Genomic DNA, 18,602 nt, shown 5'->3' on the forward strand with positions numbered 1-18,602 from the left:
ATCCTTATCTAATGATGAATTTTGTTTTGCTGTAGCCTTCTTTTAGCTTTTCTACTTCTAAGACCGCAGGAATTGCTGCTTTCAGCTCTGCAACATGGGAAATGACACCAACCATTCTTCCAGACTTCTGTAAATCAATTAATGTATGAATCGCTTTGTTCAGCGATTCCTCGTCTAAGGAGCCAAATCCTTCATCAATGAACATTGTTTCTACTCTCACACTTCCACGGTGTCCTTGGATCACATCAGCCATTCCTAAGGCTAAACAAAGAGAGGCATTAAATTTTTCACCGCCAGAAAGCGTTTTGACATCTCGAATTTGACCTGTATATGCATCATACACATCTAATCCTAGACCGCTTTGCTTCCCGTGTGTCTCTTGACGCTCACTGCGAATGAGCTGAAATTGACCATTGGACAGTGTTCTTAAACGCTCGTTTGCCACATGAATGATTTGCTCTAAATACTCTATTTGGATGTAACGCTCAAAGGAAAGCTTCATTGGGTTTTGTCCTCTTAACGTATCGTATAGATCTACGATTCGATGAACTCTCTCTTCCAATGCCATAATCCGCTCGCTAGTATCTGTTATTTTATTTTCCAATTGCTGTCCGGCTTTTGCATATTCAGTGGAGCTATTATACTCTTTCAATTTCCGTTCATAGGATTCCTTTAGTTCAGCCAGCTCTTCTTCTAGAGGACCTAAGTCCAATTTTTCATGACCTTCTAATTGTTTCTTGCCATCCTTTACTTGCTCCGTTAATGTATGAAGCATTTGTTTAAATTCATTGCATTCTTCTTGTAAGCTCACTCGCTCTTCAGCAGACATTTTCGCTTTCTGGTATGCCTCTAATCCTATAAAGCCAGCTTGATTAATCGCTTCGTTAAAATGCTTTTCTGCTCGGTCTCTCTTATGAGAGAGTTCCTCCAAGGCAGCTGTAAGATGCTCCAACCTCGCATCAGCCTTTGTATAAGTATCATCTATTTTCTTTCTGCACCTTTGTACTTCTTCCCAAGCAGCCTCTAACATTTCTTTTTCTTTTTTTGCTTGTGCAATTAACTTTCTAAGCTCAGCCAACGTGGAAATAGTAGGCGGAATAGACTGTTGCTTCGAGCGGTACACCGCTTCCTTTTGCTCGAGATTACTTTTTAACTCTCGATGCTCTAGCTCTCTCTGTTGTTTTTCTTTCTCTAGCTGCTGTAATTCCTCTAGCTTTCTTTTATATACCTCTCTTACTTGCATGAGCTTTTCCTTATCTGCTCGTAGCTCGTTCACTTCCTGCGTAAGTCGTTCTAGGTCTAGTCTCACCGATTCTAATTCCGATGCAGAAAGCTGCAGCTCTTCTAATTGTTCGAGTGTATGCTCCTTCATTATTTGAGCCTGTTCCATTTTGGCAACCACTACTAGAGAGCTAGATTCTTGCTTAGATAGCTCCTCACGCAGCGACTGTAGCTTTTCTTCATCTACCGAATGTGTATGAACAACTGGCGAAGCTCCTTGGTGATTCGTGCTTCCACATACCGGACAAGCTTCCCCAGCTACCAGCTTGGAGGCTAGAATACTTGCCTGACTATTAATCCACTTTCTTTCCTGCTCCTTATACTCATCCTGCATGGTTAGAAACAACTTTCGTTGATGCTCCTCTTCTTTCTTTAGAAATTGAAGGATTTCTTCCTGTTCTTTGTAGCTTTCCATTATTTCATAATGCTGCTGAAGCTTTGTTAACGCTTGTGCCTTTTCATCTAATAAGTCTACCGAATGCTCAAGCTTCTCGATATCTCTCTGTGTGGTAGAACAAGCACTTTTTACAGTTTGGTAATTCGTCTCTATCTGCATTACCTTTTCCTGTTGTACTTTTTCTTGCTCCAAGTATTGCGTTAGCTCATTTTTTATCGACTCTAACTCCTCAAAAACCGGAAGGAATCCTGTTAACTGAATAACACGCTCCACACTTTTTTCTCTTTGGTCCTTCTTTGCTTCCTCTACCTTATACTGCTCGGTGATTTTTGCCAGATTATCTTTCATCAAAGTAAGATCTCTAGTTGCCTCTTCTTTTCTTTGTTCTTTTTCTTTTTCTTCTTTATCTAGCTCTACGTATAGATTTTCAAGTGGTTCAATAGTTTTTGCTACCTCAGCTAGCTTCACTCGCTCCTCTTTTTCAGCATAGACCTCTTTCTGACCGAGTAAGTGCTCGAGCTTTTGCTCTTTTTCTTCTAATAAATAAAAACGTTCGTTTATGTTTTTAGCTAGGTGAAAGGCAGATTGCTTCGCTAAATGATTTTCATACGCTTCCTCACAGGCAATCTTGTCGACTTTTTCTTTCTCCCTATAGTAGGTAGACTCTTCTCGTAAGGCTTCCATCAATTGATGAATATTGAAGCTATTCGTTTCAATCAGCTGAAAGATGGAGGAATCTCTAGAAGGAAAAATACTTACAATCTGTTCAATATAGCTTTGACGTGCCGCCTCTTCCTTTTTCCATTCATTTTCTGCCTCATATTTTTTCTCCTTTAGCTTTTCACTCATCATTTTATAAGGCTCTGTTTTAAATATTTTTCGTAAAATTGCTTCCTTGTTTTCTGTAGAAGAGGTTAACAGCTTTCGAAATTCTCCTTGGGGAAGCATAACAATTTGGCTGAATTGGTCATGTGATAATCCAATGATATCCTCTACCTTTTTATTTATCTCAGAGACAATTTGCCTTTCAACCACGGGAACCTCTCCCGTTTCCTTTACTTCAAAGAATTCATATTTCTCTCCTGTAGCGCTTTTATTCCCTTGTTTAATATGTGGTAGCTGACGAAGAATACGATAGCGACGCTGATTAACTTCAAAGATTAGCTCCACACATGTATGCGTGTCGTCTGAAGCAAAATCACTTCTCATCATTTTGGTATCCTTTCGATCCTCTCCACTGCCGATGCCGTAAAGTGCGAAGCAAATGCCATCAAATATCGTTGTCTTTCCGGCTCCTGTAGCACCAGAAATGACAAATAATCGATTATCCTTTAACTCTTCAAAACGAATTGTTTCTGTCATTTTATAGGGACCGAATGCGGTCATTCTAAGTTCAATTGGCTTCATTTTAAGTTAGCCTCTCTTTCTTCTAGCAGCATCTCTGAAAGAATATCTTGAAATAGCTGTTTTGTTTCCTCGGATGGCTTCTTTCCATTCACTTCTTCATAGAAGGCTTGAAATAAGCCGAAATCATCCATTTTTTGACGAGCAGGCTGGTTGTTTTCTGTCATACTCTTTATTGTTTGGAACACTTTTCTTTCCACGTGCATTGCGTTTGGGTAAACAGTTCGTATTTGCTCCATAGGCGAAAGAATCGGTGTTTCATCTAATAGCCTTACAAAGATAAAATCTTCATTTTTTTCCTGTTTTAAAATATCTTGAAGATAGCCTTCTACCGTACGCAGATCTTTCCTTGGTTTTAGTAATCTCTTTTCCACCTCTGTATTACCAGTCCCATCTAGCGTTACGATGTAGTATCCTTTTTGATGATGTTCTTCTGAAATGGAATATTTTAAAGGAGAGCCTGCATATCGAATCGTTTCTTTTGATACAAAATGAGCTTGATGTAGATGCCCTAGTGCTGTGTAATGAAAATTCTCGAATAATGCTGCATCCACATATTCTGCTCCTCCTATAGAGAGTGGTCGTTCCGAATCGCTTGTATTCTCCTCTGGTCTACCATGAGGAGTGACAAAGGCATGTCCTATAAATACATGTCTCTCTCCAGGCATCATCTTAGACTCAATTTCTTCTACTATTTTTTTCATTGCCGCTTGATGGGAAGAAATACTGTCATCCTCCCATAAATAGCGTACTTGGGAAGGATCTGCGTAAGGTACAAGGTGAAAATGAACCTCTCCCTCTGCATCCCTCAACGTGACCTTAGGAATCTCTCTGGTTAATTGACCAACCATATGGAGGCCTGCTTGTTTCATCAAGCCGCTACCAAAATTCAGTCGACCAGGACTATCGTGGTTACCAGCTATACTCAATACAGGTATATGACGCTTTAATACAATTTCCGCCAATACTTTATCAAGTAAATTAACCGCTTCCGCCGGAGGGACTGCTCGATCGTATAAATCTCCAGCTATAATCACTACATCTGGATTTTCTTTATCTATTTCTTGAATAAATTGCTCTAAGACGTATGCTTGCTCTTCTGTCATATAAACACCTTGTACTAATTTTCCAAGGTGCCAATCTGCAGTATGAAAAATTTTCATATAGAATTGCCTCCTTTGCAATGTAAAAATAATGTGTGGCTTCCTGCTTATGTGAGTTCATTCAATTCTAGCCTTTTGCATTCCAAATCTCCTACAGTAATCTCGTTTCTCACAAGTCCCCCAATATTCCGTGCCGTAAAATTAGATAATTTTATCATTTCTAAATAAACCGAAAATATATTAATCTGCTAATTTTGGTACGATAAAATAAGTGATGATGGTATGATGGGAGTAGGAGGTTGATAAATTATGTCGTCAGAAAATTATCAGTTATTAGCCATTGTCATTTACATGGTTGCCATGCTAGCAATTGGTTGGTACTCTTACCGAAAAACAGTAAACCTAACCGATTACATGCTTGGTGGACGCTCTCTTGGTCCTGCTGTAACCGCTCTCAGTGCTGGGGCAGCAGATATGTCCGGTTGGCTTCTTATGGGACTGCCAGGAGCTATTTACTTATCCGGAATGGGAGAGGCTTGGATTGCAATCGGACTTACGATTGGAGCTTATTTAAACTGGCTGTTTGTAGCTCCTCGCTTACGAGTTTACACCCAAGTATCGAATGATTCAATTACAATTCCCAGCTACCTGGAAAGTAGATTAAAGCAATCTTCTAGATTACTACGCATCGCTTCTGGGATCATTATCCTTTTGTTTTTTACATTTTATGTTTCCTCCGGAATGGTGGCAGGAGGAGTGTTCTTTGAGAGCTCCTTTGGTTTAGATTACCATACTGGTCTGATTATTGTATCAGCAGTGACAGTAGCTTATACGCTTTTTGGCGGATTTCTTGCTGTAAGTTATACAGATTTCCTTCAAGGCTTGTTAATGTTCTTAGCCCTGATTGCAGTTCCGGTTGTAGGTATTTTTGCGACAGGTGGGATTGCAGAAACTGTAGACTCCATTAAAGAAGTAAATCCAAACCATTTAAGCCTAGTTGCAGGAACTACTCTACTCGGTGGAATCTCCTCAGTAGCTTGGGGACTAGGGTATTTTGGACAACCACATATTATTGTTCGTTTTATGGCAATCAGCTCGGTAAAGGAAACCAAAAATGCCCGTCGAATAGGGATTGGCTGGATGATTCTCAGCCTGGCCGGAGCAATTGCAACCGCTTTAGTTGGATTAGCTTACTATCAACAGAACGGATTAACTTTAGATAATCCCGAAACCGTGTTTATTGCTTTAGGTCAGATCATATTCCATCCATTTATTGCCGGGATAATACTTGCTGCAATTTTAGCGGCTGTTATGAGTACAATTTCTTCCCAGCTGATTGTTACTTCTTCAGCGCTTGTAGAAGATTTATACAAAGCAGTTATTAAAACAGATGCATCCGATAAAACCTATGTACTTTACGGTCGACTTGCAGTGCTAGTTGTCTCCATTGTTGCGCTGATTGTCGGTTGGAATCCAGAGTCTTCTATCTTAAATCTTGTCTCCTTTGCTTGGGCTGGCTTTGGTGCAGCATTTGGACCTATTATCCTCTTAACTTTGTACTGGAGAAAAATCACTTCGGCTGGTGCGTTAGCAGGGATGATTGTAGGAGCTATCACGGTACTTATTTGGGGAACAAATGATATTTTATCAGAAACACTCTATGAAATTGTGCCAGGTTTTGTACTTGCATTAATTGCCACAGTTTTAGTAAGTCTCGCTACATACAAACCAAACTCTGAAATCGAAAGAGAGTTTGATGAAACAATTCGTTTGCTGAAGATAGAACGCAAATAATCTTACCTACTAAGCACTTATGATTCTACTAATAGAATCATAAGTGCTTTTTTATTTATTGATATCTGATCCCCCAAGTTCCTCGCTTTCCGCTATTGAACCTGTCATATGATAACGCTATTTTTGCTAATCTTTTAAAACATAAGAAGCTCCACTCACTATATTTTCCTAGTCTCTTAATGAAAAGCCGACATTGTACCTAGAACTTTTTTCCTTCTATGACACTTGTCACCTTATCTTGTTGACGTTTATGTCTACTTCTAGGACCTACTAGTAGGGTATGGTTAATCTACTAAATTACATTCAGGAGGAAAGTAAATGAATAGAGAAAAGACCTTAGAGCTTCGAAAGAATGTAAAACCCTTCGAGAAATCTGAATTAAGAAAAAGCGTCATTCAACTAATTAATACTATTCCACCATTTTTTATACTTTGGTTCTTGGCTTATATGTGCTTAGAAGTTTCTGTTTGGCTAAGCGTTGGCCTATCCATCATAGCAGCAGGCTTCGTAGTACGTATTTTTATCATTTTTCATGATTGTACACATGGTTCGTTTTTTAAAAACAAGAAAGCAAATGATATTGTTGGTACATTGACAGGTATTATCACATTATTCGCTTACGAAAAATGGAAACGCGAGCACATTATTCATCATGCCACTAGTGGAAATCTAGACAAACGAGGCATCGGAGATATTTGGCTTATGACGGTGCAAGAGTATATTGAAGCAACTCCTTTTACACGATTACGCTACCGATTATACAGAAATCCACTGGTTATGTTCGGATTAGGACCTGCATCCTTATTCTTACTAAATAACCGTTTTAATCGCAAGGATGCGAAGCCGAAAGAGAGATATAACACCTATCTTATTAATGTATCAGTAGTAGCTATCTATTCATTCATGATTTGGCTGATCGGTTGGCAAGCATTTGCCATCATTCAAGGCACTGTTCTTTTTACTGCGGGAGCATTAGGCATTTGGTTATTCTATGTTCAGCACCAATTTGAGGATTCTTATTTTGAGGACGAGTCTGAATGGGACTACGTGAAAGCAGCGGTAGAAGGCAGCTCGTATTATCAGCTTCCTAAAGTTCTTCAGTGGGTAACAGGGAATATCGGCTTTCATCATGTGCATCATCTAAGTCCAAGGGTACCTAATTATCACCTGGAAGCTGCGCATTCCTCTACTCCACCTTTACAAAAGGCTACTACTATTAATTTACGTACAAGTCTACAATCGCTAAAGTTTCGTTTGTTTGATGAAGAGAACAAAACCTTTGTGAGTTTTAAAGAGATCAAACCTCTATTAAAGCAATCCCAACAGGCTTTGTAAATACGAACACCAACAAACCATTCCTTTTGCATAACAGGGAATGGTTTTTGTTTTATAATAAAAGAAATATTGCAATGAGGTGTTCTAATTGTCGAAATGGTATCAGATAATACCGAATTATTCTTGGCTGAGTATATATGCCTGGATAATCTTTTTAATCTTTCCCTTCTTTTTCATTTTTCGTTCTAATTCTTTGGCAGAAATTATTACAGGCCTAGTATTAACTCTCTTTTTTGTACTTGCTTATCGATTGTCCTTTTTTTCGAAAGGAAAACTTTTTTATATATGCTTAGTAGCGGAAATAGCAATTAGCATGGTTATGACCTATCTCTTCGCCTATATATATTTTTCTATTTTCCTCGCATTTTTTATTGGTAATATAAAAGGTAAAGTTGGATTTTTCATCATTTATTCTATTCACCTAGTAGGAATACTTCTTGCCATTATCTTTGGTTTTATTATTGATACAGCTCACTTTCTAAACCAGCTTCCTTACATTGTTATTTGTCTATTAGGCGTAATACTTTTACCATTTCACACCTATAACAGACTTAAGCAGGATTTACTGGAGGGTCAATTAGAGGATGCTCATAACAAAATATCTCGCTATATAATTATTGAGGAAAGAGAAAGAATAGCTCGTGACTTACATGATACGTTAGGACAAAAATTGTCTTTAATCGGTCTGAAAAGCGATTTAGCCTCACGTCTAATAGACAAAGATCCACAATCGGCTAAAAATGAGATTCTCGAAATAAACCACACTGCCCGCTCAGCATTAAAAGAGGTGAGGGAACTTATCTCAGGGATACGCGTAAATAAGCTAGACGAGGAGTTAGCAAGAGTTACACAAATTCTCCAAGCAGCTGACATTGAAAGTAAAATTGATGCTAAGCTTAAGGAAAAGATACCTCCTTTGGCGGAGAATGTTCTAAGTATGTGTTTAAAGGAGACCGTCACTAATGTAGTCAAGCATAGTCAAGCCACATCTTGTTTTATTACCATCTTCCAAACAGCCCATGAAACCGTTTTACGAGTAGAAGACAATGGAGTTGGGATAACGGAAGAAAATGTTTTATCAAAAGGACACGGTCTAAGAGGCATTAAAGAACGTTTAGACTTTATAAATGGTACTTTAGAAATTAAATCCAAAGAAGTGACCACAGTAACAATTCGTGTACCAAATATCATTTTAGCGAACAAGAATGGAGGGATAATATGATACGAATTGTAATCGCAGAGGATCAAAGGATGGTGCTAGGCGCCCTTGCATCCCTGCTTAATCTAGAGGATGACATGGAGGTCATCGGAATGGCGAGTAATGGGGAGGAAGCTCTCTCTATGATAAAATCACTTGAGCCAGATATTTGTATTATGGATATTGAAATGCCAGTAAAAAGTGGGTTGGACGTTGCGGAAGAAATAAAGGATATGCCTTGCAAAGTGATTATCCTTACAACTTTTGCCAGGTCTGGTTATTTCGACCGCGCTAGAAAGGCTGGAATACATGGATACCTATTGAAAGATAGCCCAAGCGAAGAATTAGCTGAGTCTATCCGCACAATTATGCAAGGTCGCCGGATATATGCTCCAGAGCTTATTGACTTAGCGTTTGAAGCTGAAAATCCTCTAACAGATAGAGAAAGCCAAGTGTTGGAGCTAATTGCAAATGGCAAAAACACAAAGGAAATCGCCAATGAGCTTTACATTACGACAGGTACTGTTCGCAATTACGTTTCCGTTATTTTAGAAAAGCTAGGAGTAGGAAATCGAATTGAAGCGATTACGCGATTCAAGGAAAAAGGATGGTTTAAGCAATAATTTTCCCTTTTTTCTTATTATTGTTGCTTTCTTGTGACTTATGACGTCTAATTAATTGTATGTTTTTTGTAAAGGAGGGAAGTACATGAAAAAGAATAGCTTATTAGCTATATCTGTAATGGTTATCTTGGGTATTATATTATTATTCTTTTTAGTTCCATGGGGTAATTTATTCTCTAATACAGATGATGAAAAATCCCAAGAACAAAAGGATATAGCTGAGGGTAAAAAGTTTGGTTATATAATGACTATCGATGAAGAGCGATATAAATGGAGCGAGGGAGAAGAAAACGTCCTTGTACCAAAAGAACCTCTGGAAGCAAGTTATCCAGAAGTGTCTATGAAAATTGAACAATTCCCTTCCACTGCTCCTGAGCAACTTTTACCAGAGCTTGAAACCAAAATGAGATCTGCTTACTCCTCTGTAAGTGAACCAGAGTCGATTTTGGAGCCAGTGAAAGGGTTTAAGCTACATGGAATTGACCAAGAGAATGGGGTATCAAGTTGGGATAGTCCTGTAAGTAATATATATGTCATAGGCAACGGGGAATATGGAAGCTTTGTCATCACGGAGAAATATTTCTTAGAGGCCGCAGAAGGTCATGGAGCGAATTTCTATCACATGCTTGAAACCTTTGAAATTCAAGATATATCAGAGTGAGCATGTAACAGAGCCAAGAGCTATAAAAGCACACGAATTATTGGAAATCGTGTGCTTTTATACTTAGAATACAATGAAACAAGTATAACTATTTGCAGAGAGCCACTGCCTCTTAGGAAAAGAGCGAAGCCCACGCGTTAGTCCTTCCTTAACGTCACTACCACTATTTCCGGCATGTTAAATATTCTAATAGGGATAATACTATTCCCCAAACCCCTACTAACAACCATCGTAGTATCCCCTTCCTGATATGCTCCCGACGTATATTTGGGAAACAAACCTTGGCCCGGGGCTACCAGTCCGCCTAAACCAGGTATACGAAACTGCCCTCCATGTGCGTGTCCACTAAATACTAAATCTATCTTCTTAGAAACATAGACATCGAATAGCTCAGGACGATGAGAGAGCAAAAGAGTCGGCCCTGGAGCTTGCTGGAATTCATTTAATACTTCTTCTATGCTTGTTCCACTTAGAGGATCTTCGACTCCAATTAAGCGTATTCTCTCTCCATTCTTTTCTAACCAAACCTCTTCGTTTGATAAAATGTTTACCCCTTGTTTTTCTAACGCTTCTTTTATTCGCTCTATATCATTTGTTGCATATTCATGATTCCCGGTTACGTAATATACAGGTGCCAACTCTACAATTTTCTCTATTAAATCTAAACTATTTTGCAATTCATAGCGATTACTATCAATCAGATCGCCTGTGATAAATATGTAATCTGGATTAGCAGCTTGTATCTTACTCGCTAGTCTCTCCTGCTTTTCTCCAAAAGTGGCGTCATGTAAATCAGAAACATGGACGATTTTAGTTCCATTAAAGCTATTTGGTAGTCCGTTTATCTTTATTGTCAATTCCTCAGTGCTGATTAACTTATTATCCAAATACAGAAACCCAGCAATCAAGATTATTATTAACAACCATTTCTTCATACATTTCACCCCTTTCGACTTTAACTGACACACTTCTAGAAAGATAAAAATCATCCTACTAATAATAAGGATGATTTTTATCGATTTAGGGCATTTCCCAGGAAATAGTCTAGTAGCTATAGCCAGAAAGTGACATACCTATAATAATTCCAATAGTATAAAGTATAAGCGCTATTCCCATGCTAATTACAATCCATATAAGATATGCCCGCGAGAAATTCCTTCTAGGATCAGGACTACCAAAACTCCAAATAAATAGCATTACTAGGTTTACAATTGGCACTACTAGGATTAGCATCGTAAGAAGCCAATCACTTACTTTCATTTCGCCAGAGGTCCTCACCTCTTGGTTAGAATAAGTTTCACTAACCATTTTCCCACTCCCTATTTAGAATAATTTGTTACACAAACTATTTTAAAATATGTGGCAAAATTTGTATAGGAATTATGTCGAATTTACTTAATTTTCATTAAACTAATAGGGGTCACTATCCCGATAAGCTTGTCGCTTGGTTCTCCATCCTCCGTTATCAGTAGTGCTTCTAGTCTTCTTCCTTTTAATATATCGTGCTGGAAGGTCTCTAATGCCTCATAAACGGAAAGGTCTGCAGGGATAAACTTAAAATTTTCTCTCGTTTGATTATATTCTAATATTTGCTTTAAGGTAGTACGAGTTCTAGAAAAGCTTTCCGCCTCAGCTTGGCTTGCCATCCACATAACAATACGCACTGGGGTAATTAATCCAAGAAACTGGTTTCCTCTATAAACAGGGAACTGGTTATATTTTTTATCCTTTATTACCTTTAAGGCATAGCTTAATGAATCTGTTTCCTGAAAAACAGTAACTTGCACAGAGAACATCTGAGAGACCGTTATCGGTTTCGTAAGAGCCTCCTCTATTTCCTCCATCTTCTCTACTACCTCGTCATGTGGTTCTGCTATCGCATACTCGGATGTGGTACGATGGTGTACAATGGCATTCCGTAAGTCTCCATATTCCCGTAGGTCTGCTTCATACTTTCTTATAATAGCATTCTTTTTTTTCGCTAAATCAATTAATCGAAAAAAAGACATGTGCTCCTGTGTGCCAACAATTTTCCTCATACTATGGTCTAGTCGATTATAAGAAGTAATAAATCGATCTGAATTACGTTCTGCCATTTTCTCACCTTACATTCTTTAAATTTTTGCTTTATAGCTGTTCTTTCCTGCAAAGTAAACTGCTCCTATTAAAAACAGAAGGATAAGAATAGATGTTATTACTAGTGTCCATATGTAAGGACTTTCATCAACACTGCTGTTTAATAAATACCCTGCATAATTAGGAAGCTTCCAAGGAGTAATAGTCCAGTAAGTACCAAGTAATGCATCCACTAATTGTCCTAACAGTATGACAAGCAAGGAAACCATGGTCGCCATCCCTGTAGAAAATGCCGCACTGCTGAAAATTACAATACTGATGACAAACAATAGCCACAAACAGTATGTCCCTATGAACCCAAGAAATTCTGTAACCCCTACTTCTCCAAATAAAATAGTGGTGTAGTAAAGGCTTACGAAAATACCTAAAAGAAAGCTACCTATAACAATAATCATCATAATCACAGTTTTACTAACGATATAGCTTGTATACGATATCGGCCGAACATAAAGCAATGTAGCAGTTCCATTTTTTCTTTCTCTTGATATAATACCCACAAATGCAAGTGTTACAACTAACAACCCGAGAAATTGATATTCGCCGACAGTAGACATTAAAATCTGCTCTGGTGTTAAAGTTGGTAATTCAAAAACCATTCCCTCTGGTAAATTGCCAACTGAATTCAATATTTGAGGCAAATAGTAATTACTTACAGGCTCCATTATGCCAAAGAGAATAAACACAAGAGGAATCCAAACGATTTTGTAGTTCCTCACATTTTCACGCCACTCCTTTTGAAATAAAACAGAAAAACTATTCATCCTTTGTTCACCACCTGTAAGAAAATTTCCTCCAGACTAGCTGAAGATTTTTCTACCTTTAAAATCCCCCAATTTTGCGTTGTAAGGGTGCTTAATACATGCTGCATACTTGGGTAGTCCTCGTTGACTGGAATGGTTACAACGTCATTATTTCGTGTAATTTCACCATTGTAGAGCTTTTCGTATCTTAATGCTTCCTCTGAGCTAACAAAACGTAGCCGGTAGGAGGAGTTTGCATACTTTTCACGAATACTTCTTAGCGATCCGACTTCGACTAGGCGTCCTTTCTGCAAAAATAACAACTGATCGGTCATTTCCTCTGCATCGTTAAGAATATGAGTGGAATATAAAATAGTCGTAGTTTGTTGAAGCTCCTTCAAAAGATTCAAGATTTCCCTTCTTCCTAGTGGATCTAAAGCAGAAATCGGTTCATCTAAAAGCAGCAAAGACGGCTTATGAACAATCGCCTGCGCTAAGCCTAACCGTTGTTTCATTCCTCCTGAGAAGGTCCCCGTCTTTTTCTTTTTCGATTCTCCTAATCCAACAAAATCCAACGTTTTGTCTGCAAGCTCTCTTGCCTTCTTTGTTTCCACTCCATTAAGCCTCGCTGCCATCTCTGTGTATTCAATTGCACTTAACCAGGAATAAAACTGTGGATATTGGGGTAAAAAGCCTATATCCATCCTCATATCGGGTTTATCTATTCCATGAATAGTGATATTCCCACTGCTAGGCTTTAGGAGACCAGCTAGCATAGATAGGGTGGTAGTCTTCCCAGCACCATTTGGACCAATTAAAGCAGTCGAGCTATTCTTTTCTAAAGCAAATGAAATTCCTTGCACAGCATGATGATCGCCATAGTTCTTGGATAAATTGTTTACTCGTAATAGTTCTTGGCTCATTCGTTTCTTCTCCCTACGATGAAATATAGTACCGGTCCTATTATATTGATGAATACTATAATTAGCGCCCACAGCCATTTAGGTCCGTTTGTAGAAGGTATTCTAATAAGGTCTATTATGGCGATAGCTAGTAATATCAACTGGATTATAATTATCGGTAAAATGAGCCCCCAGGGTATAGAACTAAAATCAAATGTTTCTACATTCATCTAATCACTCCTTAAATAAGTTATCTATTATACGCATAGTATAACAGATAGGTTTCAAAAACTTTGTTATAATAAAAATTTGGAGGTGGCATTATGACAAAAATTCTTATTCGAAAAGCAACAAAAGAAGATGCACCTGTTGCTGTTCCATTAATCATTGAAGCAATTGGTGATATTGCAATGCAAATGACAGGTGAGCAAGAAAAAAGGTATATAAATGAAGAGTTTATTCATCTTTTTCAACGCACTGATAATCGGCATTCCTATCTATATACTTATATTGCAGAGTTAGATGGTAGTATTGCAGGTGTGCTTGTCTTTTATTCTGATGCACAAGCAAAACTTTTAGACGCCAATTTAGAGAAGTATCTAGCTGAAAAGGTAGGACAGCCTATAAAAATTGATAAAGAAACTCTTCCTGGCGAATGGTACATAGATACAGTAGTGGTAGACCCTTCTTTTAGGGGCCTTGGAATCGGTACAAAGCTTATTCATTTTGCCGAAAAACTAACCCGTGAATTTGGAGGAGAAAAGCTATCCTTAAACGTCGAGTTACAAAAAGAGGAAGCAATTCGCTTGTATAATCGGCTAGGATTTGATATTGTAATTCCTTGGACAATTATTGGTGAGCCTTTCCATCATATGGTGAAGGAGATACACTTGAAGGAGAAGTAAGAGATGAAAGTTTGGATTTACCCTTTAATGGTCGTAATCGCTGCAAGCAGCTATGGAACACTTTCTACAATGGTAAAACTTGCGATTGCAGCAGGTTACACAGCTTCAGAAGCTGTAGCAAGTCAATATATAGTTGGATTTTTATTAGCCTTAGTTATTTATCTTATTACACAGAGAAAGTTACCTAGATTGCATGGTGGCTTTAAAATTGTGCTGCTAGCTGGTATTTTTACCGCCACTACAGGGATTGTATATGGACAAGCATTAATTTATCTACCAGCATCTTTAGCGGTAGTAATGCTATTTCAATTTACCTGGATTGGTACTTTAATAGATTGTATTTTGAAAAAGAGATTGCCTTCTCGCCCTGAGACGATATCTTTAGTCGTTTTATTCATTGGTACAATTCTTGCTGCAGGTGTTCTTGACGTAGATTTAAGTAGCATCAGCTGGAAGGGCTGGGTTTATGGTTTAGCAGCTGCTCTTTCTTTCTCACTTAATATGACAGTTAATACGAAACAGGTCAAAGGAATGAATACAACTACTCGTCTGTTGTTTGTTTCATTCATTGCAGCAGTAATGATTGCAATATTCCAAAGCCCAGAAATTATGTGGAATGGAAAGCTGTTTACGGAATCCCTATTATTCTATGGGCTTGGACTTGGTCTGTTAGGAATTATTATTCCTATATATCTTTTTGTAATTGCTGTCCCAAAAGTAGGAGGGGCTGTTTCCTCCATTTTAAGTGCAATGGAGCTACCAGTGGCGGTCATCGTTTCCGTCCTTGTGCTAAGTGAATCACTGACTATTTTACAGGTAGTTGGAATAGTCATTATCTTATTGGGTATGTTTATACCAACCTACGCAGATATTCGTAGAAATTCTAAACAGTCTCCTAGAGCTGTTAAATCACTAAAAAACGCTGAACAATCATAAGTTCAGCGTTTTTCTGTTATCTTAATAAATGTCACAATAGTCTCTAGTAATGTATCTGCCAATGGAAGATCTGGATTTGCATAAGTGGCAATATTTCCTTCTCTATCAACTGGTGCCTCTTTTAACACATGATTCATGCTTGGAACGATGGTAAGCTCTGAATCTGGATTAGCTTTCTTTAAGAGTGCAGCATCCTCTGTAGAAACTTGAATATCCCGCTCTCCATTAATAATCAAGACTGGTATCTCCATAGTAGCTATTAAGTTAGTTGGATCATACTTCAATAAAGAAATCAAGTAAGGCTGTACGGATGGACGGAATAGACTAGATAAATCAGGGCTAACCTGCTGCACTTGTTCCCCCTGCTTTAATTTTTCCAGAATCATATTAGACTCCTCTAAAAGATTAGCCGGAAGCTGCTCCTTTAGCTGTGCCTTTAAAATGTCATCCATAGGTCTACCAGGACCAGCAAGCGATATAAACAAATCTGCCTCTTCCTGTCCAGCAACCATTCCAATCAGTGACCCTTCGCTGTGACCAATTACTCCTACACTAGAAAATCTGTTATCTTCTTTTGCAAACTGTAACCATGCATTTAGATCATCAATATAGTCGTCCAGTTGAAGCTCTTCTTCCTTTTTCACAAGGGAGGCGTTCATCCCTACCCCTCTTTTATCATAGCGGATACTTGCAATCCCCTCATCTGCAAGCCCTTCTGCGAGCATCTTCAAACTATTATTCTTACCACCCATTACAATCGAATTTCCGTCTCTATCAGTCGACCCGGAACCAGCATGAATAACCATAACCGGGAATGGTCCTTCACCTTCAGGTAACTCAATCTGTCCCTTTATAACCCCATCAGTTATTGATATTTCCTCTAACACTAGATTTTCTTCGTCATATCTTGTTAATTCAAAAGGAAAAGATTGACCATTCTGCGTAAAAGTGCCCGCAATCTTATCCTCCGTGTGGTTTCCTTCAAAGGTAAGCTTCTGTCCCTGTATATTCATTTCAAAATCAATCGAAGGCTCCTCATATAGTATATTAGATAAGGAATACTGACTTATCCCTTGAATGGGGATGTCTATTGTCCCCTCTGCTTCTGTAAACTGAATATTAATTGCTAGAGGTTGATTAGGAACATGGATAGATCCCTCCCAAGTACCTTGAATATCTTTCAACGTCTGAACTTTTTCCTCCTTCTTAATCCATAAAATTTAACCATAGAACCCCTCCTGTTATATGTATATTATAACAGAATTGGTAATTTGTAAGCATATTTATTTTCATTAAGTTAGTCTTTCTTTATGATGTAGTTATCAATAATAAAGGAGATATGACGATGAGTTTCTCGCGTGAAATAAAAGAGCACTGGGCTGTAACCTATAATAATCACGGATATCCACATGTACAACAAGGATGGGTACTTCCTCCACAAAAATGGAGAGACTTTGATCCTTTTATCCTTATGGCAGAGGATTGGTTTAAACGAGGCACTTTTTCCGATCATCCACATCGAGGCTTTCAAACAATTACTTATGTAGTAGATGGTAGATTAGAGCATATAGATAATGCAGGAGGACACTCTATCCTAGACGCGGGAGATGTCCAGTACATGAATGCAGGGTGGGCTGCTAGGCATGCAGAGGAAGCAGTAGCCGATGATTTGATTCATACTTTGCAGCTTTGGTTAAACCTACCTAAAACACTAAAGAATACTCCTACCACTTATCAGGATATATATAAGGAGGATGCGCCGACGGTTCAACTAGATGGTGGACAGCTCCGAGTGTATTCTGGGAAAATTGCCGGTGTAGAAGGACCAATGAAAAGTCTAGTTCCCATAACCATGACAGAAATTAGTCTAGCGAAGGGAGTCTCTTATACACATATCTTACCCGAAAACCACAATGCTTTTTTATATGTTCTAGCTGGTGAACTAACCTTTGGGGATAACAACACAGTGCTAGAGAAAACTCATGTCGCTACCCTTACCTTTAATGAGGACGGAAGCGAAGACAAGCCAAGTGAACTATTTATAAAAGCTAACACAAGAGCCAAGGTCTTAGTATATTCAGGAATCCCAATCAAAGAAGAGCTTGTTGCAGGAGGTCCTTTTGTCATGAACACTCGTGAGGAAATAGAACAAGCCTACTTAGATTTTCAGCAAGGTAAATTTGGACCACCGGCCAGATAATAAAAGGCTATATGCCTTTGTCTAACAAGCATTGCGGGAACCCCCAGGTAGCTATTAATCCGATTTGAAGAACACGTAAGGAACCACACGACTATAAAATTTAAAAGAAAAAATCAGCTGACGTTCGTAAGTCAGCTGATTTTATTTTTCTATCTTATAGGTGACAAATACAAATACTACAAAGCTTAATAAGAGGAGTGATCCTCCGACAATATAACAAACCAATGCAAAGGTTTCATTCAAATTAAACGGCTGCATAAACTGCAGATACATGCCTGCTGGTAGACCAATTGCTCCTAATAAAGCTGTCCATCCATGAAATGCTACTAATTTGGGAGATTTTATTTTATACATTTTATAAAACAGCCCATACACAAATAAAGAAAGCCAGCCTACTAACAAGATATGGGCATGAATTGGTCTCCAAGCATATGAGCCAGCCCCTGCCATATGAGATCCTATGTATGTACCTATCAAGCCGAAGATTGCCCCTGCTCGTATTAATCTTATACTCCACTTCTGTTGCACAACAACACCTCCACAGTTAATTTTTTCTTACTATGTAATTATATATAAAGAAGCTCAACTAAAACTAAACTATTTCTAAAAAAATAGTAAGAAGACTACTGGAGCATATGAGAAACTATTGCATAATATGTTTCATTGAAGTGGATTTAATAGGTCTTGGATAATCGAGAGTTAATTGGGGACATCCGAGAGTAAATGCTCCCGAACGAGAGTATTCCTGCAGAACGAGAATAAACCTAGTCTAACTGAGAGTAAACAGCGGCTAAACGAGAGTAACCACCACCTATCCGAGAGTATTTCACCCGTGAATGAGAATAAACCCATGGCCCCAAATGACCCTATCAGATAGACCAGCAATTTCTCCCCTTCTCGTAGATATTCTGACCAATAGAAAAAGACCGCCACCGATTTGACTCGGTGACGGCCTTGCTGTTGCCTAGCGACGTCCTACTCTCACAG

General features: G+C 38.4%; 18 protein-coding genes. 8 read left to right on the forward strand and 10 right to left on the reverse strand.

Features of this window, described 5'->3' with window-relative positions:
• Positions 1–4: 4 nt before the first annotated feature.
• Positions 5–3,085, reverse strand: coding sequence for an AAA family ATPase (locus AC1VU3_RS11985; RefSeq protein ID WP_482983604.1), 3,081 nt, complete (start codon positions 3,083–3,085; stop codon positions 5–7).
• The gene (locus AC1VU3_RS11990) at positions 3,082–4,245 is read right to left on the reverse strand and encodes an exonuclease SbcCD subunit D (RefSeq protein WP_482983605.1); all 1,164 of its coding nucleotides are present in this window, start codon (positions 4,243–4,245) and stop codon (positions 3,082–3,084) included. The genes AC1VU3_RS11985 and AC1VU3_RS11990 overlap by 4 nt, the downstream gene beginning before the upstream one ends.
• A gap of 249 nt (positions 4,246–4,494) precedes the next feature.
• Here AC1VU3_RS11990 and putP point away from each other — a divergent pair, with 249 nt between their 5' ends.
• The 5 genes from putP to AC1VU3_RS12015 all read left to right on the forward strand — a co-directional run bounded on the left by putP (position 4,495) and on the right by AC1VU3_RS12015 (position 9,796).
• Complete coding sequence (gene putP / locus AC1VU3_RS11995) at positions 4,495–5,979, forward strand: sodium/proline symporter PutP (protein WP_480390529.1); 1,485 nt, start codon at positions 4,495–4,497, stop codon at positions 5,977–5,979.
• 318 nt (positions 5,980–6,297) lie between these two features.
• Positions 6,298–7,314: a Delta(5) desaturase DesA gene (gene desA / locus AC1VU3_RS12000; protein ID WP_480390528.1), complete on the forward strand. Its 1,017-nt coding sequence runs from the start codon at positions 6,298–6,300 to the stop codon at positions 7,312–7,314.
• Positions 7,315–7,402: 88 nt separating this feature from the next.
• A complete protein-coding gene (locus tag AC1VU3_RS12005; protein WP_482983606.1) occupies positions 7,403–8,536 on the forward strand; it encodes a sensor histidine kinase in 1,134 nt (377 codons plus the stop codon).
• Positions 8,533–9,135 (forward strand): response regulator, encoded by a 603-nt coding sequence (locus tag AC1VU3_RS12010; RefSeq protein WP_480390526.1) that lies wholly within the window; start codon positions 8,533–8,535, stop codon positions 9,133–9,135. The genes AC1VU3_RS12005 and AC1VU3_RS12010 overlap by 4 nt, the downstream gene beginning before the upstream one ends.
• A gap of 85 nt (positions 9,136–9,220) precedes the next feature.
• The gene (locus tag AC1VU3_RS12015) at positions 9,221–9,796 is read left to right on the forward strand and encodes a hypothetical protein (RefSeq protein WP_482983607.1); all 576 of its coding nucleotides are present in this window, start codon (positions 9,221–9,223) and stop codon (positions 9,794–9,796) included.
• Positions 9,797–9,933: 137 nt separating this feature from the next.
• On the opposite strand, the gene AC1VU3_RS12020 is transcribed toward AC1VU3_RS12015, so the two are convergent.
• The 6 genes from AC1VU3_RS12020 to AC1VU3_RS12045 form a co-directional block, all read right to left on the reverse strand.
• The gene (locus AC1VU3_RS12020) at positions 9,934–10,731 is read right to left on the reverse strand and encodes a metallophosphoesterase (protein WP_482983608.1); all 798 of its coding nucleotides are present in this window, start codon (positions 10,729–10,731) and stop codon (positions 9,934–9,936) included.
• A 109-nt stretch (positions 10,732–10,840) separates the two neighbouring features.
• On the reverse strand, positions 10,841–11,104 hold the full coding sequence (locus tag AC1VU3_RS12025; RefSeq protein ID WP_480390523.1) for a hypothetical protein: 264 nt from the start codon (positions 11,102–11,104) through the stop codon (positions 10,841–10,843).
• 83 nt (positions 11,105–11,187) lie between these two features.
• Positions 11,188–11,892, reverse strand: coding sequence for a CBS domain-containing protein (locus AC1VU3_RS12030; RefSeq protein WP_480390522.1), 705 nt, complete (start codon positions 11,890–11,892; stop codon positions 11,188–11,190).
• A gap of 18 nt (positions 11,893–11,910) precedes the next feature.
• Positions 11,911–12,693, reverse strand: coding sequence for an ABC transporter permease (locus AC1VU3_RS12035; protein ID WP_482983609.1), 783 nt, complete (start codon positions 12,691–12,693; stop codon positions 11,911–11,913).
• A complete protein-coding gene (locus AC1VU3_RS12040) occupies positions 12,690–13,595 on the reverse strand; it encodes an ABC transporter ATP-binding protein (RefSeq protein WP_482983610.1) in 906 nt (301 codons plus the stop codon). Before AC1VU3_RS12040 ends, AC1VU3_RS12035 begins: the two co-directional genes overlap by 4 nt.
• Positions 13,592–13,804, reverse strand: coding sequence for a PLD nuclease N-terminal domain-containing protein (locus AC1VU3_RS12045; RefSeq protein ID WP_482983611.1), 213 nt, complete (start codon positions 13,802–13,804; stop codon positions 13,592–13,594). The genes AC1VU3_RS12040 and AC1VU3_RS12045 overlap by 4 nt, the downstream gene beginning before the upstream one ends.
• Before the next feature lie 93 nt (positions 13,805–13,897).
• Between AC1VU3_RS12045 and AC1VU3_RS12050 the strand changes: the two genes are divergently transcribed.
• The gene (locus AC1VU3_RS12050) at positions 13,898–14,479 is read left to right on the forward strand and encodes a GNAT family N-acetyltransferase (RefSeq protein ID WP_482983612.1); all 582 of its coding nucleotides are present in this window, start codon (positions 13,898–13,900) and stop codon (positions 14,477–14,479) included.
• A 3-nt stretch (positions 14,480–14,482) separates the two neighbouring features.
• The gene (locus AC1VU3_RS12055) at positions 14,483–15,415 is read left to right on the forward strand and encodes an EamA family transporter (RefSeq protein ID WP_482983613.1); all 933 of its coding nucleotides are present in this window, start codon (positions 14,483–14,485) and stop codon (positions 15,413–15,415) included.
• Between the two features lie 2 nt (positions 15,416–15,417).
• On the opposite strand, the gene AC1VU3_RS12060 is transcribed toward AC1VU3_RS12055, so the two are convergent.
• Positions 15,418–16,599: an alpha/beta hydrolase gene (locus AC1VU3_RS12060; protein WP_482983614.1), complete on the reverse strand. Its 1,182-nt coding sequence runs from the start codon at positions 16,597–16,599 to the stop codon at positions 15,418–15,420.
• A 155-nt stretch (positions 16,600–16,754) separates the two neighbouring features.
• Between AC1VU3_RS12060 and AC1VU3_RS12065 the strand changes: the two genes are divergently transcribed.
• Entirely contained in the window at positions 16,755–17,615 is an 861-nt protein-coding gene (locus tag AC1VU3_RS12065) for a pirin family protein (RefSeq protein WP_480390514.1), read from the forward strand.
• Between the two features lie 141 nt (positions 17,616–17,756).
• On the opposite strand, the gene AC1VU3_RS12070 is transcribed toward AC1VU3_RS12065, so the two are convergent.
• Complete coding sequence (locus AC1VU3_RS12070) at positions 17,757–18,143, reverse strand: hypothetical protein (protein ID WP_480390513.1); 387 nt, start codon at positions 18,141–18,143, stop codon at positions 17,757–17,759.
• Positions 18,144–18,602 lie beyond the last annotated feature (459 nt).

It is taken from the genome of Psychrobacillus sp. Z16_25 (genome assembly GCF_056856695.1).